The following is a 24,020-nucleotide window of genomic DNA, read 5'->3' as shown; positions in this document are numbered from 1 at the left end:
TCTCCGTGGGGTTTCGGGTGGAGTGCGTGATTCGCGAGTGATGCGGGTGGGATGCGGGTAGCAGAAGTGAATCACGTTCGGGGTTACGGGCTGAGCATACTTCACCGGTGGGTGCGCTCGCGTGAATTCTCCGTAACGGGGAGCGGACCTACACCTTCCGAGCCGCAACCGCCCGGAGTATGGTGCCAAAGATGGAGCAGACATATGAAGTTGTCATTGTCGGCGGGGGATTTGCTGGGGTCGCGGCGGCCAAGGAATTAGGCCACAAAGGAGTGGCGGTGCTGCTGATCGACCAGAACAATTACCACCAGTTCCAGCCCCTGCTGTATCAGGTCTCCACGGCGCAGATCGGCATCACGGATGTCACGCGACCTCTGCGCGGCATCTTTCGCCGGAATAAGAGGGTGCGGGTGATCACAGCGATCGCGACATCCGTTGACGCCACTGCTCGTACCGTGACCACCGCGGATGGCAACACCTACCGGGGCCGGATCCTGGTGCTGGCCACCGGGGCGGTGCCGAACTTCTTCAACACGCCGGGCGCCGAAGAGAAAACGTTCCCGCTGTACTCGGCGAATGACGCCACCCGGCTCGGCACCCGGCTGGTCGAACTGCTGGACGAGACCGATAGCCGCCCGAACAACGGCGGGGTGAACGTGGTCGTGGTCGGGGGCGGACCCACGGGGGTGGAGACCGCGGGGGCCCTCGCCGAGATGTTCAAGTACGTGGTGCCGGAGTACTTCTCGCACTCGTCCGCGTCGAAGTGCAGCGTGCACCTGGTCGACATGGTGCCCACGGTGCTGAACACCTTCTCGGAGAAGTCGCAGAAGTACGCGCGCAGCCGGCTGGCCAAGATGGGCGCGAAACTGAAGCTAGGGTTGGGTGTGACCGAGGTTCGGGATGACGGGGTCACCCTTGCCGATGGCACGGTGCTGCCGAGCCAGCTGGTGATCTGGGCCGGCGGGCTGAAGGCCGGGCCGATCATCGACGAATCGGGCCTGCCGCAGGGGCGCGGTGGCCGGATCGACACTAACCCCGACCTGACCGCGCCCGGCTTCGACGGCATCTACGTGCTCGGCGACGCGGCCAACACCACCGACCGCACCGGGGCCAAGCTGCCGCAGCTCGGCTCGGTGGCGCAGCAGTCGGGCAAGTGGGCGGCCCGCAACATCTATGCCGATCTCACCGGCGGCGCCCGGGAGCCGTTCAAGTACGTGGACAAGGGCTACATGGCGATGGTCGGCCGGGGCGCCGCCGTCGCCGAGCTCGGCAAGAAGCACACCCAACTGCAGGGACCGTTCGCGTTCATCGCCTGGCTGGCCGTGCACGTGGTGCTGCTGTCCGGCAACCGGCAGCGGATCCGTGCGCTGTTCTCCTGGTTCGAGAACTACCTGTCGCACACCCGGTCGCACGTGGCGCCGGCGCAGGCGAAGGCCGGGTAGGGGTAACTTCTGCAGTTGGGGTCCCGTTCATTCGAGGGTCATCTTCCGCTGGCATCGTGCTGAGTTCAGCTCGACTGTCCGGAGTTCCGGATGCCCGAAAGGCCCCACGTGACCCTCACTTCCCGTCTCCATTGTCGGGGAGCGCTTGCCACGCTCGCCGCTCTCGCCACAACCATCCCGCTGCTGGCCGCCGTGCCGGCGCTCGCCGCCGAGCCACCGACAACCCCCGTCCTGCCGACCGTCTCGATCAATGAGGTCGAGTCCGACGGCGATCCCGACTGGATCGAGCTGGTCAACACCGGCGCAGCTCCGGTCGACATCTCGGGCTGGGCCGTGAAGGACGACAAGGACGAGCGCACGAGCACCATCCCGGCCGACACGGTTCTTGCCCCCGACGGCTACTACGTGATCGAGGAGCCGGTGATCGACTTCGGTCTCGGCAAGGAGGACACCGCCCGCGTCTTCCTGGCCGACGGCGTCACCCTCGTCGACTCCTTCGCCTGGACCGGCCACGCGGTCACCAGCTACGGCCGCTGCGACGACGGCACCGGCACGTTCGGGCTGACCGCGGTCGAAACCAAGGGTCTGGCGAATGACTGCGAGATTCCGGCATCCGCTGCTCTGCTGATCAACGAGGTGGAGTCCAACGGCGATGCGGCTGGCGACTGGGTCGAGCTGGTCAACACGTCGTTCCTGCCCGTGGATGCCTCGAACCTCGTGCTGCGCGACAACAAGGACGCGAGTTCCCTTGTGATCCCCGCCGGCACATCGATCGCCGCCGGCGGCTTGTTCAGTATCCTCACCGAGCCGGCGTTCGGGCTCGGCGGCGAGGACTCGGTCCGCCTGTTCGACACCGACGGTGTGACGATCATCGACCAGCACAGCTGGGCCACACACGCCACCACCAGCTACGGCCGCTGCCCCGGCATCGACGGCTTCACCGAGACCAGCGCGGTCACCCGCGACGCGGTCAACGAATGCGCCGCACCGACCGGCGCCGACATCATCATCAACGAGGTGGAGTCCAACGGCGGCACCCCCGGCGACTGGATCGAGCTGGTCAACCCCACCGCCGCCGCGGTCGACCTCAGCGGTTGGATCGTGCGCGACAACGACGACACCCGTGGCGCTACGCTGCCGGACGGTTCGGTGATCGCCGCCGGCGGTTACTTCGTGGTCGAAGAAGCGACGCTCGGCTTCGGCCTCGGCAAAGCCGACATGGCGCGCCTCTACCTCTCCGACGGGGTCACCCTGATCGCCTCCGCCGAGTGGGCCGACCACGCCGCCACGACCTTCGGCCGCTGCGCCGACATCACCGGCGACTTCGTCACCACGACATCCAGCACCAAGGGCGCCCCGAACGACTGCGGTCTGCCGGTGCGCATCAACGAGGTCGAGTCAAGCGGCGACGCCGACGACTGGGTCGAGCTGGTCAACAACGGTGCCGGCGCTGCGGATGTCGCGGGCTACGTGTTCAAGGATTCCGACGACACCCACGCCTACGTTCTTCCCGCTGGCACGACGATCGCCGCGGGAGGACACCTGCTGATCACCGAGGCTGCCTTCAGCTTCGGGCTGGGCAAGGGTGACTCGGCGCGACTGTTCGCACCCGACGGCAGCCTCGTCGACTCCTACGCCTGGGCCGCGCACTCCACCACCACCTACGGTCGCTGCGCCGACGGCACCGGAGCGTTCGCGGACACCCGCGAGCCCACCCCCGGCGCCGTCAACGCCTGCGTCGGTGATGTGATCACGTCGGCTTGGCCGGGATCAGCGGATGTCGCGACCGCCGACCTGCTCGACACCTTCGACGGCAACATGAGCGGTCTCGTGTTCGAGCCTGCCTCGAGCGGCTCCGCCGGCTCTGACGTGCTGTGGGCCGTGCGCAACGGGGTGGGCACGCTGTTCCGCCTCGTTCAGGACGGCGGCCAGTGGGTTCCCGACTCCGGGGCTGAGTTCGGTGGCAACTGGTTAACGGGCAAGGTTCTGCACTACGCAGACGGCACCGGTGACGTTGACGCTGAGGGTGTGACGGTCACGGCCGCAGGCGCGGCCGGCGGCGTGTACGTCGCTTCCGAGCGCGACAACGACGGGAGCGGCAGCCGCCCGTCGGTGCTGCGTTACGAGCTGGGCGCGTCTGCAACCTCGTTGTCTGCGGTGACCGAGTGGAACCTCGTCGCCGACCTGCCCGCGCTCGGCTCGAACGCTGGGCTCGAGGGCATCGCCTGGATTCCGGATGCCGACGTGGTTGCCGCTGGTCTTGTGGACCAGGCGACCGGCGTCGCATACGACCCGGCCGCCTACCCGGCTCACGGCGGAGGCCTGTTCTTCGTGGGCGTCGAGGCAAATGGCATGGTCTACGGCTACGCCCTGATGGATGACGGCAGCTACCAGAGGGTGACCGAGTTCGCCAGCGGCTTCCCCGGAGTGATGGAAGTCACCTTCGACGCCGAGCGCGACCAGCTGTGGGTTGTCTGCGACGACACCTGCGACGGCCGCACCTCGGTGTTCGAGGTCGCCGCGTCCGGTCTGTTCGAGTCGATTACCGTGTACGAGCGGCCCGCGAACATGCCGAACCTCAACAACGAGGGATTCGCGATTGCTCCGCAGGCGAGCTGTGTGGCTGGTTCGAAGCAGGTTGTGTACGCGGATGACAACAACACGGACGGGCACGCGCTGCGGGTAGGCACCATCGACTGTGTCGAGTCGACGAATCCGACCGACCCGACGGACCCGACGAACCCAACTGTCCCGACCGATCCGGCTGACCCGACTGACCCGACCATCCCGGGCCTGCCTGCACCCGGCCTGCCGGGAACGCCCGCCGCACCCGCAGCACCCAACCCGAACGAGCTGACCTCAGCCACGCGAGGCGCTATCTCGGTCCCCGACCTGCTGCACATTGGAGGCACGGTCACCATCACCGTCGGTAAGGAACTCGCCGGTCAGCGCGTAGACCTCTGGCTCTTCTCGACGCCGACCCACCTGGGTCAGGAGATCGTGAACGCGGCAGGGCAGGTCTCGGTCCGCATCCCCACTAGTGTCTCCGCCGGAGAACACCACCTCGCAGTGGTGGATGCCAACGGTCAGGTCATCGCGTGGGCTCCGGTCACCGTTGCGGCGGCGGCGTCGCCAGCCGTGCTGCCGCGCACCGGTGGTGAGCCGCTCGGCTTCCTCGTCGGAGCCAGCGGCATGCTGCTCGCGGGTGGGCTGCTCATGATGCTGCGGCGGCGGGCTGCCACTGACGGGTAAACGCGACACCGCGCCGTCCGGCTATGCCGGGCGGCGCGGTGTCGCGTTCGGAGTGGCTCGCGTTACACCCGGTCCAGGCACGGCCGCTTGCGGTCGAACTCCCAGTCAGACACCAGGTACTGCATCGCCACGGCATCGTCGCGGGCGCCGAGGCCCTCGCGCAGGTACAGCTCGTGCGCTGCGGCCAGTTCTTCGTCGTCGATCGTCACACCGAGGCCCGGAACGGTCGGAACCGCGATCTGGCCGTCCACGATCTGCAGCGGGTCGGTGGTGAGGCGCTGGCCGTCCTGCCAGATCCAGTGCGTGTCGATCGCGGTGATGTTGCCGGGAGCGGCCGCGGCCACGTGGGTGAACATCGCCAGCGAGATGTCGAAGTGGTTGTTGGAGTGCGACCCCCAGCGCAGACCCCAGGCTTCGCACATCTGCGCCACGCGCACCGAACCCTGCATGGTCCAGAAGTGCGGGTCGGCCAGCGGGATGTCGACGGCGTTTGAGCGGATGGTGTGGCCCATTTCCCGCCAGTCGGTCGCGATCATGTTCGTCGCCGTGGGCAGGCCGGTCGCGCGCTTGAACTCGGCCATGACCTCCCGGCCGGAGTAGCCGCCCTCTGAACCGACGGGGTCTTCGGCGTAGGCGAGCACGCCGCTGAGGGCACGTCCCACCTCGATCGCCTCCTCCAGTAGCCAGGCCCCGTTGGGGTCGAGGGTCACTCGCGCTTCGGGGAAACGCTCGGCCAGCGCCTTGATGGCCTCGACCTCTTCCCAGGCGGGCAGCACGCCGCCCTTGAGCTTGAAGTCGCGGAAACCGTACCGCTCGTACGCTGCCTCGGCCTGTCGCACAACGGACTCGGGAGTGAGAGCTTCTTCGCGGCGCACCCGCCCCCAGGCATCCGTGTCGTCATCGTCGGAGATGTAGGCGAGGTCGGTCTTGTTCTTGTCGCCGACAAAGAAGAGGTAGCCGAGCGTGTCGACGCTCGTGCGCTGCTGGCCCTCGCCGAGCAGCGCCGCCACGGGCACCTCAAGGTGCTTGCCGAGCAGGTCGAGCAGCGCGGCTTCGAGCGCGGTCACCACGTGGATGGTGGTGCGCAGGTCGAAGGTCTGCTGGCCACGGCCGGCCGCGTCCCGGCTGGAGAATTGGCTGCGCACCTGTCGTAGGGTGTCGAGGTAGTTGCCCAGCGACGTTCCCTCGACCAGGGGGCGGGAGTCTTCGAGGGTCTGTCGGATGGCTTCACCGCCGGGCACCTCGCCGACTCCGGTGTTGCCCGAGGTGTCGGTGAGACGAACGATGTTGCGGGTGAAGTACGGGCCATGGGCGCCGCTCAGGTTCAGCAGCATGCTGTCGCGTCCGGCGACCGGGATAACCTCGACCGCGCTGATGGTGGGCGTGCGTGTGCTCATCGATCGTCCTTCTCTGTTCATTCGTGCGCTGGTCATGCGTGGCGGAGCCGGCCGTCGTGTTTGCGCCAGATGCCCAGGGGGTTCTCGTCCTGCAACTCAGCGGGAAGCAGCGCCGCCGGCGCGTTCTGGTAGCTGACCGGCCGCAGGAAGCGGTCGATGGCCAGGGTGCCGACGGATGTCGTGGCACCGTTGGATGTCGCGGGGAACGGGCCTCCGTGCACCATGGCGTGCCCGACCTCGACCCCGGTGGGCCAGCCGTTGAACAGCACTCGGCCGGCCTTCAGCTCGGCCGTCTCGAGCAGTTCTGCCGCTCCCGGTTCGGCGCCGTCGGAGTGGATCGTGACGGTCAGCTGGCCTTCGAGCCGCTCCAGGATCTCGACCATCTGGGCGCTGTCGCGCACCGTGATCACGATGCTGCCCGGGCCGAACATTTCGGCCTGCAGGCGGTCGTCGGCGAGGAACGTGGCGGCGTCGGTGACGTAGAGCTGCGGGATGCTGCAGGCCGCGATGTCGCCGCGGTCGGCTGCCTCAGCCACGAGTGCCACGCCCGGGTGGCGCTTGACCGCATCGGCCCCGGCGTTGAAGGCCGCGGCGATGCCAGTGGAGAGCATGGGCGAGTTCTCGACGCCCGAGATGGCGGTCGCCGCGGCCGCGATGAACTCGGATGCCGCGTCACCCTCGGGTACGAAGACCAGGCCAGGGCTGGTGCAGAGCTGCCCGACGCCGGTGGTCACCGAGCCGACCCAGCCGGCGCCGAGGGCGCCCGCGCCGGCAGCCAACGCGCCGGGCAGGATGAAGACCGGATTGATGCTGCTCATCTCGGCGTACACCGGGATGGGCTCCGGGCGGTTCGCGGCGGCCTCGACCAGCGCGAGTCCGGCGGTGCGTGAGCCGGTGAACCCGACCGCCTTGACGCGGGGATCGCGTACCAGCGCGATGCCGGCGCTGGAGCCGCTGCCGAACAGCAACGAGAAGACTCCCTCGTGCAGCCCGTGCTCGGCGACCGCGGCACGGATGGCGCGGCCGACGAGCTCGGAGGTTCCCGGGTGCGAACTGTGCGCCTTGACGATGACCGGAGAACCGGATGCCAGCGCCGACGCGGTGTCGCCTCCGGCGACGGAGAAGGCCAGCGGAAAGTTGCTGGCGCCGAACACGGCGACCGGCCCCAGCGGGACCTTGCGCAGGCGGATGTCCACTCGCGGTAGCGGCTGCCGATCCGGCTGCGCCGGGTCGATGCGCGCCTCGTGCCAGTTACCTTCGCGCAGCACGGCCGCGAACAGGCGCAGCTGGTTGACGGTGCGGGCGGTCTCGCCCACGACGCGGCCGCGGACGATGCCGGTTTCGGCGATCACCCGATCGGTGAGCACGTCGCCGAGGGCGGCGATGTTGTCGGCGATCGACTCGAGGAACCGGGCGCGCTGCTCCGGCGTGGTCTGCCGGTAGCTGCGGAACGCTTCGGCGGCGAGCGACGCGGCACTGTCAACCTCGGCCGCGCCGATCAGCGGGTAACCGGGCTGCAGGGTTTCGCCGGTGCGGGGGTCGACGCCGTGGATCACGGCACCGCTGCCCTGCACGTCCGAGCTGCCGAGGAGCGAGGCCCCTGTGAGGGGAACTGTCGCTGTCGTGGCATCCGTCATTGGTTGCTCCTTCGTTGGCACGCTACGACGCTACCCGGGCTGACGACATGCCGGCGGACACGGTGCTGACCAAGGCATCGAGCTCAGCCTGCTCGCCGACGGTGAGGTTGGTCAGTGGCGGGCGGACCGGGCCGCCGCTCCGGCCGGCGGATTCGAGGCCGGCCTTGACGATGGATACGCCATAGCCGGGCTGGTTGTCGCGGATGGCGATGTAGGGGAGCACGAAGTCGCGCAGGCCCCGGTAGACGGTGTCATGGTCGCGGGCCCGGACGGCCGCGTAGAAGTCGAGCGCGAACTGCGGGACGAAGTTGAACATGGCCGAGGAGTAGGTCGACACTCCGAGCTCGAGGTACGGCAGGGCGAAGGTCTCGGCGGTGGGGAGACCACCGATGTACAGCAGTCGATCGCCCAGCTTCGTGAAGACGCGGGTCATCAGCTCGATGTCGCCGACGCCGTCCTTGTAGCCGATCAGGTTGGGCAGCTCGGCCGCGAGGCGCGCCACGGTCTCGGCCCGGTACACCGCGTTGGCGCGGCTGTAGATGATGATGCCGAGATCAGTGGACTGCGCGACGGCCTTCACATACTCGTAGAGGCCCTCCTGGCTGGCCTCGGTGAGGTACGGGGGAAGCAGCAGGACGCCGTCGGCGCCTGCCTGCTCGGCACCGCGGATGAGCTCGATGGCGTCCTTGATGTTGCGACCGGCCGGCGCGAGTACCGGCGTCTCGGCTGCGGTCGACTCGACCGTGGCGCGCAGCACCTGCAGCACCTCACTGTTCTGCAGGGAGAAGAACTCCCCGGTGCCGCCGGCGGCGAAGAGGCCGGCGACGGGGAAGCTGTCGAGGTATTCGACGTGGGCACGGAACGCCTTCTCGTCGAACGACAGGTCTGCGGTGAAGTGGGTCACCGGGAACGACAGTAGGCCATTGCCGAGTGCTGCGGGCAGCTCCTGGGCTGAAAACTTCGCCATTGTGGGCTTCTCCTTTGAGGTGGTTTCGTCGAGTTTAGGATCGGGCATCTATGCCCGTCCAACACTAAAAGGGCATCGACTGATGCAGTCAGAGCATCGTGTTTAGCGAGGGATGTTTGCCGGCTCTGTGGGCTCGGCGGGGGCTGCGTCGTCGCCAGCGGTGACAGTCTCGTCGCCGGCATCCGTCCGCTTGGAAAGGTTTCGGCGGCGTCGCTTCCACAGCTTCTTGAGTGCGGGCAGGATCGCGATCAACACGAAGGCCGCCAGCAGCACTCCGGAAATCGGTCGGGTAAAGAATTCGGTGACATCGCCGCCGAAGATGCGCAGCGACTGCCGGAGGGAGCCTTCGAGCAGCGAGCCGAGCACGTAGGCCAGCACCAGCGGGCCCGCCTCGAACCCGAACTTCTTCATCAGGTACCCGACGGCGCCGAAGAAGATCACCAGCGCCATGTCGAACATGCTGTTGTTGATCGTGTACACGCCGAGCAGGGTGATCAGCACCGTGATCGGGGCCAGGATGCCGGGCCGGATGCGGAGGATCTTCACGAAGATGCCGACCAGCGGGATGCTCATGATGAGCAGCAGAATGTTGCCGATGTACATCGAGTTGATGACGCCCCAGAACAGATCGGGGTGTTGGTCAACCAGCTGTGGACCGGGCGTCACACCCTGGATCAGCAGCGCGCCGAACATGATCGCCATGGTGGCGTTGGCGGGGATGCCCAGGGTCAGCAGGGGGATGAACGAGGAGGTCGCCGCGGCGTTGTTGGCCGACTCGGGAGCGGCCACACCTTCCACCGCGCCACGCCCGAAGCGCTCGGGCTGCTTGGCCCGTCGCTTCTCGACGGCGTACGCGACCAGGGAGGACAGCACGGCGCCGCCGCCGGGGAGGATGCCGAGCACGAAGCCGATGACCGAACCGCGGCCGATGGCGCCGGAGGACTGCTTGAGGTCCTTGCGCGACGGCCAGACATTGGCCACCTTGACGGGAGCGGTGACCGCTTTGTGTCGCTGTTCCAGGTTGTACAGGATCTCGCCGAGTCCGAAGATTCCCATCGCGATCGGCACGAAGTCGAGGCCGTCGGCCAGGGACAGGTTGTCGAAGGTGAACCGCGAGGCGCCGGTGAACATGTCGCGCCCGACCGTGGCCAGCAGCAGGCCGACAGTGGCGGCGATGAGGGCCTTCAGTTTGTCGCCGTTGCTGACGGTGGCCACCAGCAGAATGCCGAGGAGGGCCAGGGCGGTGTATTCGGGTGGGCCGAAGTCCAGGGCGAATCCCGCCACGATCGGGGCGAGCACGGTCAGGGCGAGGATCGATACTGTCCCGCCGATGAACGAGCCGATTGCGGCGATGCCGAGCGCGGTGCCCGCCTTTCCCTGTTTGGCCAGGGCGTGGCCGTCGAAGACCGTGACGACGGATGACGCTTCACCGGGTAGCCGGAGCAGCACAGAGGTGACCGTGCCGCCGTACTGCGCGCCGTAGAAGATGCCGGCCAGCATGATGATGGCGGTGACCGGCTCGACCCCGTAGGTGAGCGGCAGCAGGATCGCGATCGTCGCTGCCGGGCCGAGGCCGGGCAGCACGCCGATCAGCATGCCGATGATGACGCCGATGAGGCAGTAGAGCAGGTTTTCGGGCTGCAGCACCACGCCGAAACCGTTGATGATCGGACCGAGGAAGTCCATGGTCAATTCCCTAGAACAGGTGCGGCAGTGAAACGCCGAGCAGCAGAACGAATATGCCGTAGAAGGCGGCGACGATGACCACGCTCAGGATCGTTGACATCTTCCAGGATTCCTTGCCGAGGAACCGCAGCCAGATGAACGTGAGCAGCAGCGAGGGGATCTCGAACCCCACCACCGGGATGAACATCACCAGGGCGATCAGGCTGACCAGTCCGCCGAGGACGGCCCAACTCTGGTGGGAGAACTTCTCGGCGTCGGTGACGCCGCGTCCGAACACGGCGAGGGCGACAGCGAGCAGAACCAGGATGACGCACACGATGAACGGCCACATGCCGGCGTGCGGGTCGGATGGGGTGCCGAGCCCCATAGCGAGCGAGCCGACGATGCCGGCGATCCCGATCGCGCCGACCACAACGGCGGCGGCGACGTTGGCAGCGGGGCCCGCAGCGGGCGGCTTGTCCGCCTCCCACTCGGCCACGAGTTGCTCGATGCCCGCGGCATCCGGCGTCGCGACATCCGGCGTCACGGTATTCGGTGTCCCAGCGTTGACCCGAGGGCCGGGGGCGGCGAGATCGCTGCCCCCGGCACCGGTTCCCTCACCGTGAGGTGAGGTCAATTGCCGCCACCCATCGAGATGTCGTACTCCTCGGTGAGTGACTTGTAGTTCTTGGCCGCGGCGGTCCAGCTGCTGACGACCTTGTCGGCGTCGAGCTCAGCCGGGGTGAACAGCCCCTGCTTGTTGAAGTCCTGGTACGAGTCCGTGGCGAAGCCCTCCGCGAACGCCTCGCGGAGCTTCTTCAGAATGGGCTCCGGGGTGCCCTTCGGGGCGCCGATCGCGCGGAACTGCGAGACGATGACGTCGTAGCCTTCCTCGGTCGCGGTGGGTACATCCTTGAGATACTGGTTGCGCTCGGCCGAGAAGACGACGATCGGGGTGACCTTGCCGGCCTCGATCTGCGGCATGGCTTCACCGAGCTGCACCACGGTCAGGTCGACCTGGTTGCCGAGCAGCGCCACGAGGGCAGGCGATCCGCCGTCGAACGGAATGTCGGTGCCCTCGATGCCCGCAGCCTTGAACACCAGCGACTGGGCGAGCTGGCTGCCGGTTCCGACGCCGGTGGTGCCGAAGTTGAATGCCTTGCCGGCGTTCTTCAGGTCGTCGATGCTCTGGTAGCCGGAGTCCACGTTGGCCAGCAGCACGTAGTCATCCTGCGAAATTCCGGCGACCACCTCGACGTCATCCAGCGAGACCGCTTCGGACTCGGGCACGGCAAGCGGCGTGATCGCGAACAGCGACGCGTTGAGCAGGATGAGCGTCTGGCCGTCCGGCTTGGCGGAGGCGACTTCCAGCGTTGCCAGGGCGCCGTTAGCGCCCGGCTTGTTGACGACCGGGACGGCCACGCCGAGAGCGTCGGAGGCGTGCTCCGCCACGGCGCGGGCAATGAGGTCTGAGCTGCCCCCGGCCGACTGGCCGACCGTCAGGGTGACCGGACCGGTGGGGTACGAGTCGCCTTCGGCGGGTTCGCTGGCCGTTGTGACATTTCCACACCCGGTGAGGGCGAGAGCCAGGCTGAGGGCGAGGCCGGTGCCGGCGAGTGCGCCCCGGCGTCGAGTCGTAGCTTTCACTGTGGAATTCTCCTTTGAATTGCAGCCGAGTGTAAGGGTGGGTGGTCGTCCCTGTGGGCGACGCCGTCCCGTGCTGTTCTGGCAGCCTAGGGTGCGGCATTGATGCCCGTCTAACTCCGATGCGGCATCAAACGATACCCTCAGAGCATCGAACTCGGCGTGACCCACTTAGGAGAGCCTCACAATGTTCACCTTCGATCAGCTGCAGGCATTTGTTGCGGTCGCCCAGGAACTCCATTTCGGGCGTGCTGCCGAACGCCTGAATATGACCCAGCCTCCACTCAGCCGCCAGATCCAGTCGCTCGAGCGTCAGCTCGAAGCCCAGCTTTTCGATCGCAGCACCCGTTCTGTGCGGTTGACGGCCGCGGGCCGCGCCTTCCTGGTCGAAGCGCAGCGAATCCTGGCGCTGGCCCAGACCGCGTCGGACAGCGCACGGCGGGCGGCCTCCGGGGTCTCAGGCAGTGTGCACATCGGCTTCACCTCGGTCGTCGGTCACGCGCACCTGTCCGCCATCCTCCGCAGTGCGGCAGAGCGCCTTCCCGACGTTGAACTGGTGCTCCACGAGATGGTCACCGCGGCCCAGTTGGACGGGCTAGCCATCGGAGCGATCGATTTGGGGCTTGGCCGTCCGTCACTCGGAGACCCTGAACTGTCGTATCGCGAGCTACCGCGTGAGCGGCTGGTGCTTGCCGTGCCGGCCGATTCACCGCTGCCCGGAGCGCGAGGGATCTCCATGTCCGATCTGGATCAGCTGAACTTCATCATGTACAACCCGGAAGAGTCACGGTACTTCTACGACCACCTCACCTGGATCTTCAGCGTGCACGGGGTCAAGCCGACCTATGTCCAGCGCATCGCCCAGGTGCACACCATGATGGGACTGGTCGAGGCCGGTATCGGAGCCGCCCTCGTTCCCGACTCCACCCGGGGCTGGGCTCCCTCCGGAGTGCGCCTAATCGACATCGCGGACCTGGGCAACTTCCCGATCGCGTCCCACCTCGTCTGGCGGCGGGACTCGACGAACCCCGCGCTCGGCAGCCTGCTCGAGGTTCTCGGGCGGTGACATCCGTCCGCGACATCCGCTCGCTGTATTCAGCCGGCTTCGCCGGTCGTGCGTGACGTGTCGACTCGGCCGCGTCCGAACGCGTCGATTCGGCCCCAGCGGCCCGGGATGTCGAGCAGTTCGAGCCGGCCGATCGTGGTGGGCAGGGCCGGATCGACCACCAGGTGGTCGCCCATCGGCTCGAGGCCGAGCATCGTGCGCAGAAGCAGCAGCGGGGCACCGGTCGACCATGCCTGCGGACTGCACGCCGTCGGGTACTGCACCGGGTACTTCGTCATCGACCTCGGGTAGCCGCCGAAGGCTTCGGGGAGGCGTCCGTCGAAGAAGTGGGACGCTTCCAGGATGCCGGCGGCCACCACCGCTGCCTCGTCTTTGTAGCCGTAGCGGCGGAGTCCCCAGGCGATGAAGGAGCTGTCGAACGGCCAGATGGTGCCGTTGTGGTAGCCGATCGGGTTGTAGCGGGCCTCGCCGACGGCCAGGGTGCGAATGCCCCATCCGGAGAACAGCCGGTCGCCCATCAGGTGCCCGACCACGGCCGCGGCCTTGTCGTCGTCGACGATGCCGCTCCACAGCAGGTGGCCGTTGTTCGAGGTGAGTGAGTCGACCTGGCGGCCGTCGGACTCCAGGGCGATCGCGAAGTACTCGCCGTCGGCGACCCAGAAGTCGCGGTTGAAGCGCTGCTTCAGGTCTGCGGCCTCTTGTTCGAGCCGGTCGGCGTATGCGGGGTCGCCCCACACTTCGCGGGCCAGCCGCGCGCCGCGCATCTTGGCGTCGTAGGCGTAGCCCTGCAGCTCGCAGGTGGCCCGCGGGAAGCCGGGCAGCGTGCCGTCGCGGTAGGAGATGGAATCCCAGGAGTCCTTCCAGCACTGGTTCTCGAGGCCGGTCTCGGCGTTGCGCCGCTCGTAGGAGATGTAGCCGTTGCCCTGCAGGTCGCCGTATGCGCCGATCCAGTGCAGCGCCGCGCGCGCCTCCTGCTCGAGCTCGCGCACCAGCTGGGTGTCGCCGGTCCAGCGCTCGTATTCGTCGAGCAGCACCACGTACAGGGGGGTGGCGTCGGCCGAGCCGAAGTACGGGGAGTGCGGGCGCTCCTCGAACGCGGTCAGCTCGCCGAAGCGCAGCTCGTGCAGGATCCGTCCGGGGTTCTCGTCGCGGAAGTCGTCGACCCTGGTGCCCTGGCGCAACCCCAACTCGCGCAGGGTCGTCGCCGCCAACTCCGAGGTGAACGGTAGCGCCTGCAGGCTGGTGAAGATACTGTCCCGCCCGAACATCGTCATGAACCACGGCAGCCCGGCGGCCGGCAGGGCGTGCGGCCCGGCGGTCAACGGCGAGAAGCGGAGCGCCGCCAGGTCGACCAGGCTGCGACGGTAGGTGGCGGGCAGCGTCTCCCAGTCGCATTCCAGCCGGGGTGCCTCGTCGAGCCAGCGGGTGAGGTCGGCGGCCATGTCCATGATGGGCCGCTTCACCTGCTCAGCCAGTGACCGGATGTCGCCGACATCCGCCCCCGTCATGGTCGGCAGCTCGTGACCAAGCGTCTCGACGCTCACATCGAGCTCGGTCTGCCAGGTCTCGTGGGGACCGATCGTCACCGTGAAGGTCAGCCCGTTCTCGTCGAACTCGCACGGCTGCGACGCGGAGATGGCCGTCGCCCGCTCGTAGGCGTCGCGCCGGTAGTCGAACCGCAGGGCGCCGTCACCCACCAACCGGGTGTACGTACCCTTCTTCTTCAGCGCGTCCTTCACCTCGAACAGGTCGGCGAAGTCGCTGTCGGCCTCGATCCGCACGGTGAGAGTTACCGGCTTGTCGTCGTGGTTCAGAATGGAGAGGTCTTCGGTGAAGCCGTTGCCGACGGCGCGCTTGCGGATCACCGACATCGTTGAGTTGACGTAGACGCTGCCCACCCCGGGCACGAGGAAGAACCGGGCCTCGTAATACTGCAGGTCGTCGGTCGACAGCGAGGTCAGGCGATCGCCGTTCAGGGTGAGCACCCACTTCGACAGGAACCGGGTGTCGAACGAGAACAGTCCGGTCGGATCGGTCGAGGAGGCATCGACGTCGCCCACGTCGTCGCTGACGACAAACGTGTTGCCGTGGAGGATCTTCACCATTCCGTCGCTCATCAGTGGCTCCTTGTGGCTGCGGTCGGGTCGTATCCGGGGGGCGGCGCCGGGAAGATTCGTTGGATCGCGACCATCAGCTGCAGGTCGCCGTTGGCTTCCAGCGCCCCGCGGATCACCGCGGCGTTGGCGTTCGCGCGGCCGCTGACGAGGTTCTCGAAGACGGAGCGGCGGCCGCGGATTGTGCAGTCGGCTTGGGCGCCGGCGAGGGCGCCGGCGTCGCGGGTCACCGTGAGCTGGCCTTGGCGGGTCTCGACCGTCCACGAATCCGCGTGGGGGGCGCTGCCGTCGGCGGGCGGGTCGTCGATGACGTCGAAGCGGATGCGTCCGGAGATCTTGCGCAGCAGGGGCTCGTCGCCGCCGCGCCCGAGTTCGTCGAAGAAGTCGGCCACGGGGTGGGCTGTCTGGGACTGTTGGGGGTCTGTCACTCGCTCAGGATGCTGGGCGTCGAGCGCCGGTGCATCACCCCATCGGGGTGATCCGGCGGGCTGTTGCGGCACGCGTTTCTGCGGTGCGGGCAGCCCCACCGGCCGCAGAACCTGGGCGCAGCGACATCCGCTGTCCTATGAATTAACCGATAAACCGCCCTGATCGGGGTAAATAGCGGAAGGATGCTGCCAGACCGTGGTCGTCGGCGACCGCGGGTGCGGAGGTGCCGGATGGAACCCGAAGAGTTCGACCTGCTCGTCGTCGGTGGCGGCAAGGCGGGCAAGACGCTCGCCATGGATCGCGCCAAGGCCGGCCAGCACGTCGCGATGATCGAGCGCGCGATGATCGGCGGTTCGTGCATCAATGTGGCGTGCATCCCGACGAAGGCGTTCGTCACCAGCGCGCGCGTGCTGGCGATGGTGCAGCGGGCCGGGGAGTACGGCATCACCGGGGTGGGCGACGCGGTGATGGATGGCGCGCTGCTGCATTCGCACAAGGATTCGGTGGTGGCCGCGATGGTGGCCAGCAACCACAAACAGTTCATCGCGTCGGGGATGGACTTCATTCTGGGGGAGGCGCAGTTCGTCGGTCCGCGGACGGTGCACGTGCTACAGCACGGCGGCGGCGCTCGCACGCTGCGCGGCAAGGAGGTGGTGGTGGATGTCGGCACCGAACCGCTGCTGCCGGCGATCGAGGGCGTCACCGCCGACTCGGTTCAGACCAGCGACACGATGCTGATGCTGGAGGCCATCCCGCCCCGCTTCATCGTGGTCGGCGGCGGGTACGTCGGGGTCGAGTACGCGGCGGTGCTGCAGGCCATCGGCAGTCAGGTGACGCTGCTGGATGGTGGGTCGCAGTTGTTGGGACGGGAGGATCCGGATGTCGCGGACGCGGTGCTTTCCGCGCTGACGTCGCTCGGGGTTGAGGTGCGGCTCGGAGTGGAGCTGTCGGCGGTGTCGCGGGCCACCGGTGCGGCGCGGGCGCCGGAGCCGGGCAGGTCGACGTCGCCGGTCACCGCGCAGCTGTCGGACGGGTCTCAGCTCAGCGCCGACGACCTGCTGATGGCGGTCGGGCGGCGGCCGGCGACCGCCGGCCTCGGCCTCGAGCTGGCGGGCGTCAAGATGGACGCCCGCGGCTACATCGAGGTCGACGACGAGCTGCGCACCTCGGCGCCGCATGTCTGGGCGGCCGGGGATGTGGCGGGGACCCCGCAGTTCACGCACGCGTCGCTCGATGACTACCGGGTGTTGAAGGACAACCTCGCCGGCGCGCATCGCAGCACCCGGGACCGGGTCATCCCGTACGTCGTGTTCATGACCCCGGAGCTGGCGCGGGTGGGGCTCACCGAGCGGGAGGCCCGGGAGGCGGGTCACGATGTGCGGATCGCGCGGATGCCGGCATCCGTTGTTCCTCGAAATCGGACCGCCGGTCAGCTGGAGGGTACCTGGAAGGCCGTGGTCGACCGGTCGTCGGGGCTGATTCTCGGGGCGGCGCTGCTCGGCTCGGAGACCAGCGAGGTGATCACCACGGTGCAGCTGGCGATGCAGGCCGGGCTGCCGCACACCGCACTGCGGGACATGATCATCACGCACCCGACGGTGACGGAGGGGCTGAACATGTTGTTCTCGGGGGAGTACCTCGAGGAGTAGAGGTCGCAGTTGCTTCGCCACTCGCGATCCCGAACCATGCGGGGTGTCTCACACCATGCGGAGCTACATAGCCCCGCGCGGTGTGAGAAACCCCGCACTGTTGCCTGAGAGGGCTTAGCCCTCGGGGTCAGCGCCGCGCGCGCCTGCACGATCGGTCGGATCTCGTTCCCGAAATGGTCACCGACCTGTTGCTTGGCCCGATCTACTATCGCTTCTTCCTGAGCGGCTCGCCGATGGATGGCGGGTTCGGACGGCGCCTCGTCACCACTCTGATGCCCGCTTTCGCGGCTCATTCGTGAGTGGCGGTGGTGGGGCGGCCGGTCTGGCGGGGACGAGCATCGGTCGAGGGGGCGCCGAGGCGGCGAGTGAGGGCTGGAAGACGGTTGCGATTCGGGTGTGTCACGCGCGGGTGACATTGCGAGTTGAGGGCTGGAAACGGTTGCGATTCGGGCGTGTCACGCGCGGGTGACATAGCGCGTTGAGGGTTGGAAACGGTTGCGATTCGGGCCTGTCACGCGCGGGTGACATTCGCGTTTGCAGGCTCCCGCGCGGAGGGGTCAGCGCATGAGGCCCGCTGGCGCACGAGGCCGGTCAGCACGAGAGGCCGGGCAGCGCACGAGGCCGGGCGAGTGCACGAGGCGCGCCGGCACCCCCTACGTCAGCGCGAGTATCCCCCCTACGCCAGCGCCAGCATCCCCACCTACGCCAGCGCCAGCATCCCCGCCGCCGCCAGGGCCAGCGCCAGCCCCACCCACTGAACCGGCGCGATCCGCTCACGCAGCACGATCGCGGCCAGCAGGATCGTGCCCGCCGGGTACATCGCGGTCAGCACACTCATCACGGTGAGCTCGCCGAGCCGCAGCCCGAGCAGCAGCAGGGTGTTCGCGAAGGCGTCCACGACACCGCAGGCGATCGCGAACTTGAGTCCGGGCAGCCAGCCGCTCCAGCGATCGTCGGCGCTGCGGGACTGGCCGAGTTCGCCGGTCCATCCCGCGGCAACCGAGGCTGGCACCCGACCGCGCATCACCAGAAGCGCCGCCACGCCGACGGCGGCGAACATCGTGGCCCCGTTCACCAGACGGTTCACGACGAGCGGCACCAACCCCGAGTCATCCGGAGTCTGATCAATGATGATCAGAAACGCACCAATCAAAGTTCCGGATGCCACGGCCATCAGCACTCCGCGCAGCGACGGCCGCACCGCCCCCTTCTCGGGAACGAACCCCACTAATACGACCGCGACCAGCGCGAGGGCGAGCGCCCAGTAGCCGATCGGGCGGAGGGCGGCGCCCTGCGCGAGTCCCCAGGTCATCGGCACGACCGCCGAGATGACGGCGGTCAGCGGCGAAAGGATGCTCATCGAACCGATGGCCAGGCACGCGTAGAGCAGCGCGATCGCCACGGCGCCGGTCAGGCCGGAGAGGGCGCCAAGGACGACGGCCTCCACCGACCAGGCTCCGCCGACGAACGGCAGCGCGATGAGCAGCGCGACGAAGCCGGTGGTCCCGGCGATCGCCGTCACCCGCAGCGCGCTGATCCGGCGCGCGCCGAGGCCGCCGAGGAAGTCGGCGGCGCCGAAGATCAGGGCGCCGGTCAGGCCGATCACGGTCGCGAGCATGGGTTCCACGCTAGTGGCGGGTGCGGAATGTGACGAACGGCCGATCCCCCCGCTCTGGTCAAAAGTCTGACGTAACCCCTATGCTCTGGATCACCCCCACTCAGGGGCCACCCGATGTGGGGTTGTCCGGCGTGTTTCGTACCTTCGAAGGAGAAGCTGAAAACGATGTCAAGGGCTGAAACCGGGACGCGCGCCAGGCGCCGTCTGATCTCGATCGCGGCGGTCGCCGCCACCACGCTGGGCCTGTCGGCCCTCACCGCGCCGGCCGCGTTCGCCGCCGACGTCACGCACACCATCGCCGAGGTGCAGGGCACCGGGGCGACCACCCCGATCGCCGGCACCACGGTCACCGTCGAGGCGGTCGTCACCGCCGACTACCGCGGCGTGAGCGGATACCGCGGCATCGTGGTGCAGAGCGAGGGCGCAGACATCAGCCCCGCGACATCCGACGCCCTCTTCGTCTTCCTCGGCAATCAAACCGCGCCCGGTATTGCGATCGGCGACCGGGTCAAGGTCACCGGTGTCGCGGGCGAGAACTTCAACCAGACGCAGATTAACGCCAGCAGCGCCGCCACGAACATCGAGCTGGTGCAGGCCGGCGTCGGCGTGCCCGCGGCCACCGCGCTTGCCGACAGCGTGGTCGGTGACGCCCGCGAACCGTTCGAAAACATGCTGGTCGCCCCGAGCGGCGACTACCGCGTCACATCCAGCCACAACCTGTTCAGCTTTGGTGAGCTGTGGCTCGACCCGGGCGAGCAGCCGGTGAAGAGCACCGAGACCACGGATGCCGGCCCAGCGGCCGACGCCATCGCGGCCGCCAACCGGGCCAGCCGCATCCTGCTCGACGACGGCTACAGCATCCGCGTCGACAGCGCGGGGCATGTCGGAACCCAGCCGTATTTCTCCGCCGACACCGTGGTGCGCAACGGCGACCGGGTGGTCTTCCCGGCGAACCCGTACATCCTGGCGTGGGGCTTCAACGAATGGCGGCTGCAGCCGACGGTGGCGATCACCGACGCCAGCCCGGCCGGGTTCAAACCGACGTTCGAGACGCTGAACGCGCGTCCGGATGTCGCACCCGCGGTTGGCGGAGACTTCAGCGTCGCCGCGTTCAACGTCTTCAACTACTTCACCACCCTGACCAGCCAGAATCCCGAGGCTCGCGGGGCGGACACGGCCGCGGACTTCGCCATTCAGAAGTCGAAGATCGTGGCCGCGATCAACGGGCTCGGAGCCGACGTGGTCGCGTTGCAGGAGATCGAGAACTCGGTCAAGCTCGGGGAGACCGTCGACGAGGCGCTTGCCGACCTGATGGCCGGCCTGAACGCCGCCGCCGGCGCGGGTACCTGGGATTACGTGCGCACCCCGGCCGCGTTGCAGGATGCCGCGATCACCGACTTCATCACCAGCGCGATCATCTTCAAGCCCGCCGCGGTCACCCCGGTCGGCGACGCGTTGACGCAGATCGACGAGACCGTCTGGGACATCGCCCGGGAGCCGCTCGCGCAGGCATTCCGCGCGAACCAGACCGGCAAGGTGTTCAGCGTTGTCGCGAACCACTTCAAGTCGAAGACGCCGCCGACCGGCGGTGGTGCGGAACCGGCCGATGGCCAGGGCTTCTTCAACGCGGAGCGGGTCGAGCAGGCGACCAGCAGCCTGCTGGCGTTCGTGAACGGCGTGGTGGTGCCGGCCAGCGGCAGCGCCGACGTGTTCCTGATCGGTGACTTCAACGCCTACGCCGAGGAAGACCCGGCGCAGGTGCTGACCGACGCCGGCTTTGTGGACCTGGTGCCCGAGAAGACCGACGGCCAGTACACCTATACCTTCAACGGCGAGTTGGGCTCGCTTGACCACGTGTTCGCGAGTGCTTCGGTCGCGACATCCGTCACCGGAGTCGGCGTCTGGACCATCAACTCGCCGGAATGGGGTGACCGTGGCTACGAGTTCGACGCCGCCGAGGCGGGCACCGTGTTCCGCTCCAGCGACCACGACCCGATCAAGGTGGGCGTCAGCGCCGAGGTCGCGCCGGTGGAGATCGAGATCCTCACCGTGAACGACTTCCACGGGCGACTGGAGGCGGCCACCGGCACGCCGCCGATCCCGGGCGCCGCGCAGATGGGCGGCATGGTCGACTTCTGGGAGGCCGCGAACCCGAACACCACGTTCGTCGGGGCCGGCGACATGATCGGCGCGTCCACCTTCACGTCGTTCATCCAGCAGGATCAGCCCACCATTGACGCCCTGAACGCCATGGGCTTCGACGGCTCGTCGTTCGGCAACCATGAGTTCGACCAGGGCCGCGCCGACGTGGATGACCGCATCCTCGAGGCTGCCGACTGGCCGTACCTCGCCGCCAACCTGTACGACCGGGCGACCGGCCAGCCGGCGTATGAGGAGTACTTCCTGCAGTCGTTCGAGGGCGTCACCGTCGGCTTCATCGGCGCCGTCACCGAGGCGCTGCCGGAGCTGGTCAGCCCCGCCGGCATCGCGTCGCTCGAGGTGCGCTCGATCGTCTCCGAGGTCAACCGGGTCGCGGACTACCTGACCGACGGCGACGCCGCGAACGGCGAGGCCGACGTGCTGGTGCTGCTGGTGCACGAGGGTGCGGCGACGCCGGCCCTCGCCAGCTCAACGGATGACTCGGCCTTCGGGCAGATCGTGCTCGGCGTGCATCCGGAGATCGCGGCGATCATGTCGGGTCACACCCACCTGGCCTACGACCACGAGGTGACCGTGCCCGGGATGGACCGGCCGCGGCTGGTGCTCTCGGCCGGCCAGTACGGCTCGTTCTACGGCCACCTCGACCTGTCGGTCGACCCGGTGACCAAGGAGATCGTTAACTTCTCGGCCGAGGTGCTTCCGTTGTCGGGGTTCACCCCCGACGCGGAGGTGGCGCAGATCGTGGCGGCCGCGGTGGCGGTTTCCCGGGAGCTCGGCTCGGTGTCGGTCGGTCAGATCACCGACAGCCTGCGCCGGGCGGTGCAGAACCCGATCCCGCCGTCGCCGACGCTGCCGGCCGGCAACCCGTTCCCCGAGAACCGGGGCGGTGAGTCGACGCTCGGCAACTTCGTGGCCGACGTGCAGCTCTGGACGGCCGAGGAACTCGGCGCCGACATCGCGCTGATGAACCCGGGCGGGTTGCGGGCAGACCTGGTCTACGCGTCATCCGGAACCGGCGATCCCGACGGCAACGTCACCTATGCCGAAGCCGCCAACGTGCAACCGTTCGCGAACACCCTGACCACGCTGACGCTCACCGGCGCCCAGCTAAAGCAGGTGCTCGAGGAGCAGTGGCAGCCGGCGGGGGCGCAGCGTCCGTTCCTGAAGCTGGGGGTGTCGGAGGGTCTCGAGTACACCTACGACCCGACGGCTGCGGCCGGATCACGGATCACCGCGATCTACCTGAACGACCAGCTGGTCGCGGCGGCCGACACCTTCACGGTGGTGGCGAACTCGTTCCTCGCGGCGGGTGGAGACAACTTCTTCACCCTGGCGCAGGGCACCGACCGGGCCGACAGCGGACGCATCGACCTGCAGAGCATGGTCGACTACTTCAAGGCCAACCCGGTGGCGAGCCCGTCGTTCGCGCAGCGGTCGGTTGGCGTGCACGTGTCGGCGCCGGATGCCGATGGCTACAACGCCGGCGACCAGGTCACCGTCGACCTGTCCTCGCTGCTGATGAGCCGCGGCGGACCGACCACCGGCACCGTCGAGGTGCTGGCCGGCGGCACGGTGCTCGGCTCGGCGCAGATCGACGGCAGCATCGTCGACACCACCGACGAGCAGGGGCGGGCCTCGGTCACCATCACGATCCCGGCGTCCACGGTGCCCGGAACGCTGGTGCTGACGGTGCGGGTCGCCGCCACCGGAACCTCGATCGACGTGCCGCTCACGATCATCTCGAACCTCGAGGATGTCGCGAACACCAAGGCGCCGAAGATCACCGGCAGCGCCCAGGTCGGCAAGACGCTGGGCGTGAACGCGGGCAACTGGAGCGTGAAGAAGCCAGTGTTCAGCTACCAGTGGCTGCGCGACGGCCAGCCGATCGACGGCGCGACCGGTGCCAGCTATCGGGTCACCGCCGCGGACTCCGGCAGAGCGCTCAGTGTGGTGGTGACGGCCGCGGCGAGCGGGTTCGACGCCGGGACGGCCACCGCGACGGCGGTGAGCGTGCGGTAGCGCCAGCCGCGCTCGAAGAGACAGATGAGCCCGGCCGGGAGGCCGGGCTCATCCTGTTGTGTGTGGTCTGGCTTCTGCTGTGATCAGTGCTGGTGCGCTCCCGCGTCGGCGAGTTCGCCCGCGCCGGAGAGCTTGAAGGCGAGGCGTCCGTGGGCGTATCCGCCTCCGGCGCGGATCGCGGTGGCGACCCAGGCGCTCTCGGCGAGTTCGCCCTCGGTGGCGCCGGCCTTCACCGCGTTCTTGCTGTGGGCGTCGATACAGTACGCGCACTGCGTGGTGATGGCCACCGCCAGGGCGATCAGCTCCCGGAACTTCAGCGGGATCTCGCGCCCCTCCTCGGCGAACACCGCGTTATCGAATGCGGCGAATGCGGCAAGGATGTCGGGAGTCTCCTTCTTATAGACGCTGGTGAACTTCTTGTCGGTGGTGTCGTAGTACTCGCTCATGCTGGCCACCGTACCGAATCAAATATGACTTGAGGCGGGTGTGACCGTCTCGGGTGCGGTGTCTGTTGCGGGGTGCCCGCGGTTGCGCGTTGCGGGTGCTGCGGGTGCGGGTGCGACGGGCGCGGGGTGCGGGCTGCTGGCGTGGGCGTGGGCGTGGGTTGCGTGGTCGTGCGCGCGCCGGGCCACGTGATGCTGTCGCGCGGGTCCTAGAGAGCTTTCCGAACCGCGCGGGGTTTCTCACACGATGCGGGGCTATGTAGCGTCGCGCTGTGTGAGAAACGCCGCATGGTCCAGATGCCGGTCAGGCGGATGCCGGGCAGCGAACGCCCGCCCGGTGCCTGTGGTCCCGCGGCCGCTGCGGCGGCATCCGTCAGTGCCGTCCGTCCGCGGCATCCGCCGGCGTCCCATGAATTCCCCGCCCCACAAAACGACTCGGCGCGCCAGTTATAGCGGGGGCGCCGAGTCGGTTAGGGGTGTTGCGAGCAGGCATGGTCTGCGCGGCATCACCGATTCGC

The 24,020-nt window shown here is 68.1% G+C and carries 16 protein-coding genes; 6 read left to right on the top strand and 10 right to left on the bottom strand.

The window, feature by feature from the left end; all coding sequences use genetic code 11:
• Positions 1 to 191: 191 nt before the first annotated feature.
• Together HCT51_RS16770 and HCT51_RS16765 are read left to right on the top strand one after the other, a co-directional pair.
• A complete protein-coding gene (locus HCT51_RS16770; protein WP_166874696.1) occupies positions 192 to 1,442 on the top strand; it encodes an NAD(P)/FAD-dependent oxidoreductase in 1,251 nt (416 codons plus the stop codon).
• A 108-nt stretch (positions 1,443 to 1,550) separates the two neighbouring features.
• On the top strand, positions 1,551 to 4,694 hold the full coding sequence (locus HCT51_RS16765; protein ID WP_166874699.1) for a lamin tail domain-containing protein: 3,144 nt from the start codon (positions 1,551 to 1,553) through the stop codon (positions 4,692 to 4,694).
• A 62-nt stretch (positions 4,695 to 4,756) separates the two neighbouring features.
• Here the strand turns inward: HCT51_RS16765 and HCT51_RS16760 are convergent, their stop codons facing one another.
• The 6 genes from HCT51_RS16760 to HCT51_RS16735 form a co-directional block, all read right to left on the bottom strand.
• Complete coding sequence (locus HCT51_RS16760) at positions 4,757 to 6,091, bottom strand: enolase C-terminal domain-like protein (protein WP_166874702.1); 1,335 nt, start codon at positions 6,089 to 6,091, stop codon at positions 4,757 to 4,759.
• 32 nt (positions 6,092 to 6,123) lie between these two features.
• On the bottom strand, positions 6,124 to 7,728 hold the full coding sequence (locus HCT51_RS16755) for an aldehyde dehydrogenase (NADP(+)) (RefSeq protein ID WP_166874705.1): 1,605 nt from the start codon (positions 7,726 to 7,728) through the stop codon (positions 6,124 to 6,126).
• 22 nt (positions 7,729 to 7,750) lie between these two features.
• Positions 7,751 to 8,695: a 5-dehydro-4-deoxyglucarate dehydratase gene (gene kdgD, locus HCT51_RS16750; RefSeq protein ID WP_166874708.1), complete on the bottom strand. Its 945-nt coding sequence runs from the start codon at positions 8,693 to 8,695 to the stop codon at positions 7,751 to 7,753.
• Between the two features lie 102 nt (positions 8,696 to 8,797).
• Positions 8,798 to 10,381, bottom strand: coding sequence for a tripartite tricarboxylate transporter permease (locus HCT51_RS16745; RefSeq protein ID WP_166874711.1), 1,584 nt, complete (start codon positions 10,379 to 10,381; stop codon positions 8,798 to 8,800).
• A gap of 10 nt (positions 10,382 to 10,391) precedes the next feature.
• On the bottom strand, positions 10,392 to 10,997 hold the full coding sequence (locus HCT51_RS16740) for a tripartite tricarboxylate transporter TctB family protein (RefSeq protein WP_224760556.1): 606 nt from the start codon (positions 10,995 to 10,997) through the stop codon (positions 10,392 to 10,394).
• A complete protein-coding gene (locus tag HCT51_RS16735) occupies positions 10,994 to 12,007 on the bottom strand; it encodes a tripartite tricarboxylate transporter substrate binding protein (RefSeq protein ID WP_166874713.1) in 1,014 nt (337 codons plus the stop codon). Before HCT51_RS16735 ends, HCT51_RS16740 begins: the two co-directional genes overlap by 4 nt.
• 184 nt (positions 12,008 to 12,191) lie before the next feature.
• Here HCT51_RS16735 and HCT51_RS16730 point away from each other — a divergent pair, with 184 nt between their 5' ends.
• The gene (locus HCT51_RS16730) at positions 12,192 to 13,070 is read left to right on the top strand and encodes a LysR family transcriptional regulator (RefSeq protein ID WP_166874716.1); all 879 of its coding nucleotides are present in this window, start codon (positions 12,192 to 12,194) and stop codon (positions 13,068 to 13,070) included.
• 29 nt (positions 13,071 to 13,099) lie between these two features.
• Here HCT51_RS16730 and HCT51_RS16725 read toward each other — a convergent pair whose 3' ends face one another.
• A complete protein-coding gene (locus HCT51_RS16725) occupies positions 13,100 to 15,187 on the bottom strand; it encodes an amylo-alpha-1,6-glucosidase (RefSeq protein ID WP_166874718.1) in 2,088 nt (695 codons plus the stop codon).
• Entirely contained in the window at positions 15,187 to 15,612 is a 426-nt protein-coding gene (locus HCT51_RS16720) for an SCP2 sterol-binding domain-containing protein (RefSeq protein WP_166874722.1), read from the bottom strand. Before HCT51_RS16720 ends, HCT51_RS16725 begins: the two co-directional genes overlap by 1 nt.
• A gap of 231 nt (positions 15,613 to 15,843) precedes the next feature.
• On the opposite strand from HCT51_RS16720, the gene HCT51_RS16715 reads away from it, so the two are divergent.
• Positions 15,844 to 17,262: a dihydrolipoyl dehydrogenase family protein gene (locus HCT51_RS16715; RefSeq protein ID WP_166874725.1), complete on the top strand. Its 1,419-nt coding sequence runs from the start codon at positions 15,844 to 15,846 to the stop codon at positions 17,260 to 17,262.
• A gap of 173 nt (positions 17,263 to 17,435) precedes the next feature.
• Entirely contained in the window at positions 17,436 to 17,561 is a 126-nt protein-coding gene (locus tag HCT51_RS16710; protein WP_224760555.1) for a TetR family transcriptional regulator C-terminal domain-containing protein, read from the top strand.
• Between the two features lie 401 nt (positions 17,562 to 17,962).
• Here the strand turns inward: HCT51_RS16710 and HCT51_RS16705 are convergent, their stop codons facing one another.
• Complete coding sequence (locus HCT51_RS16705; protein ID WP_166874728.1) at positions 17,963 to 18,880, bottom strand: EamA family transporter; 918 nt, start codon at positions 18,878 to 18,880, stop codon at positions 17,963 to 17,965.
• Between the two features lie 165 nt (positions 18,881 to 19,045).
• On the opposite strand from HCT51_RS16705, the gene HCT51_RS16700 reads away from it, so the two are divergent.
• On the top strand, positions 19,046 to 23,059 hold the full coding sequence (locus tag HCT51_RS16700; RefSeq protein WP_224760554.1) for an ExeM/NucH family extracellular endonuclease: 4,014 nt from the start codon (positions 19,046 to 19,048) through the stop codon (positions 23,057 to 23,059).
• An 83-nt stretch (positions 23,060 to 23,142) separates the two neighbouring features.
• Here the strand turns inward: HCT51_RS16700 and HCT51_RS16695 are convergent, their stop codons facing one another.
• Complete coding sequence (locus tag HCT51_RS16695) at positions 23,143 to 23,505, bottom strand: carboxymuconolactone decarboxylase family protein (protein WP_166874734.1); 363 nt, start codon at positions 23,503 to 23,505, stop codon at positions 23,143 to 23,145.
• Positions 23,506 to 24,020 lie beyond the last annotated feature (515 nt).

Source organism: Salinibacterium sp. ZJ450 (assembly GCF_011751885.2).
In the GTDB taxonomy this organism is placed as follows: Bacteria; Actinomycetota; Actinomycetes; order Actinomycetales; family Microbacteriaceae; genus Ruicaihuangia.
This window is presented reverse-complemented; position numbering and strand designations above follow the sequence as displayed.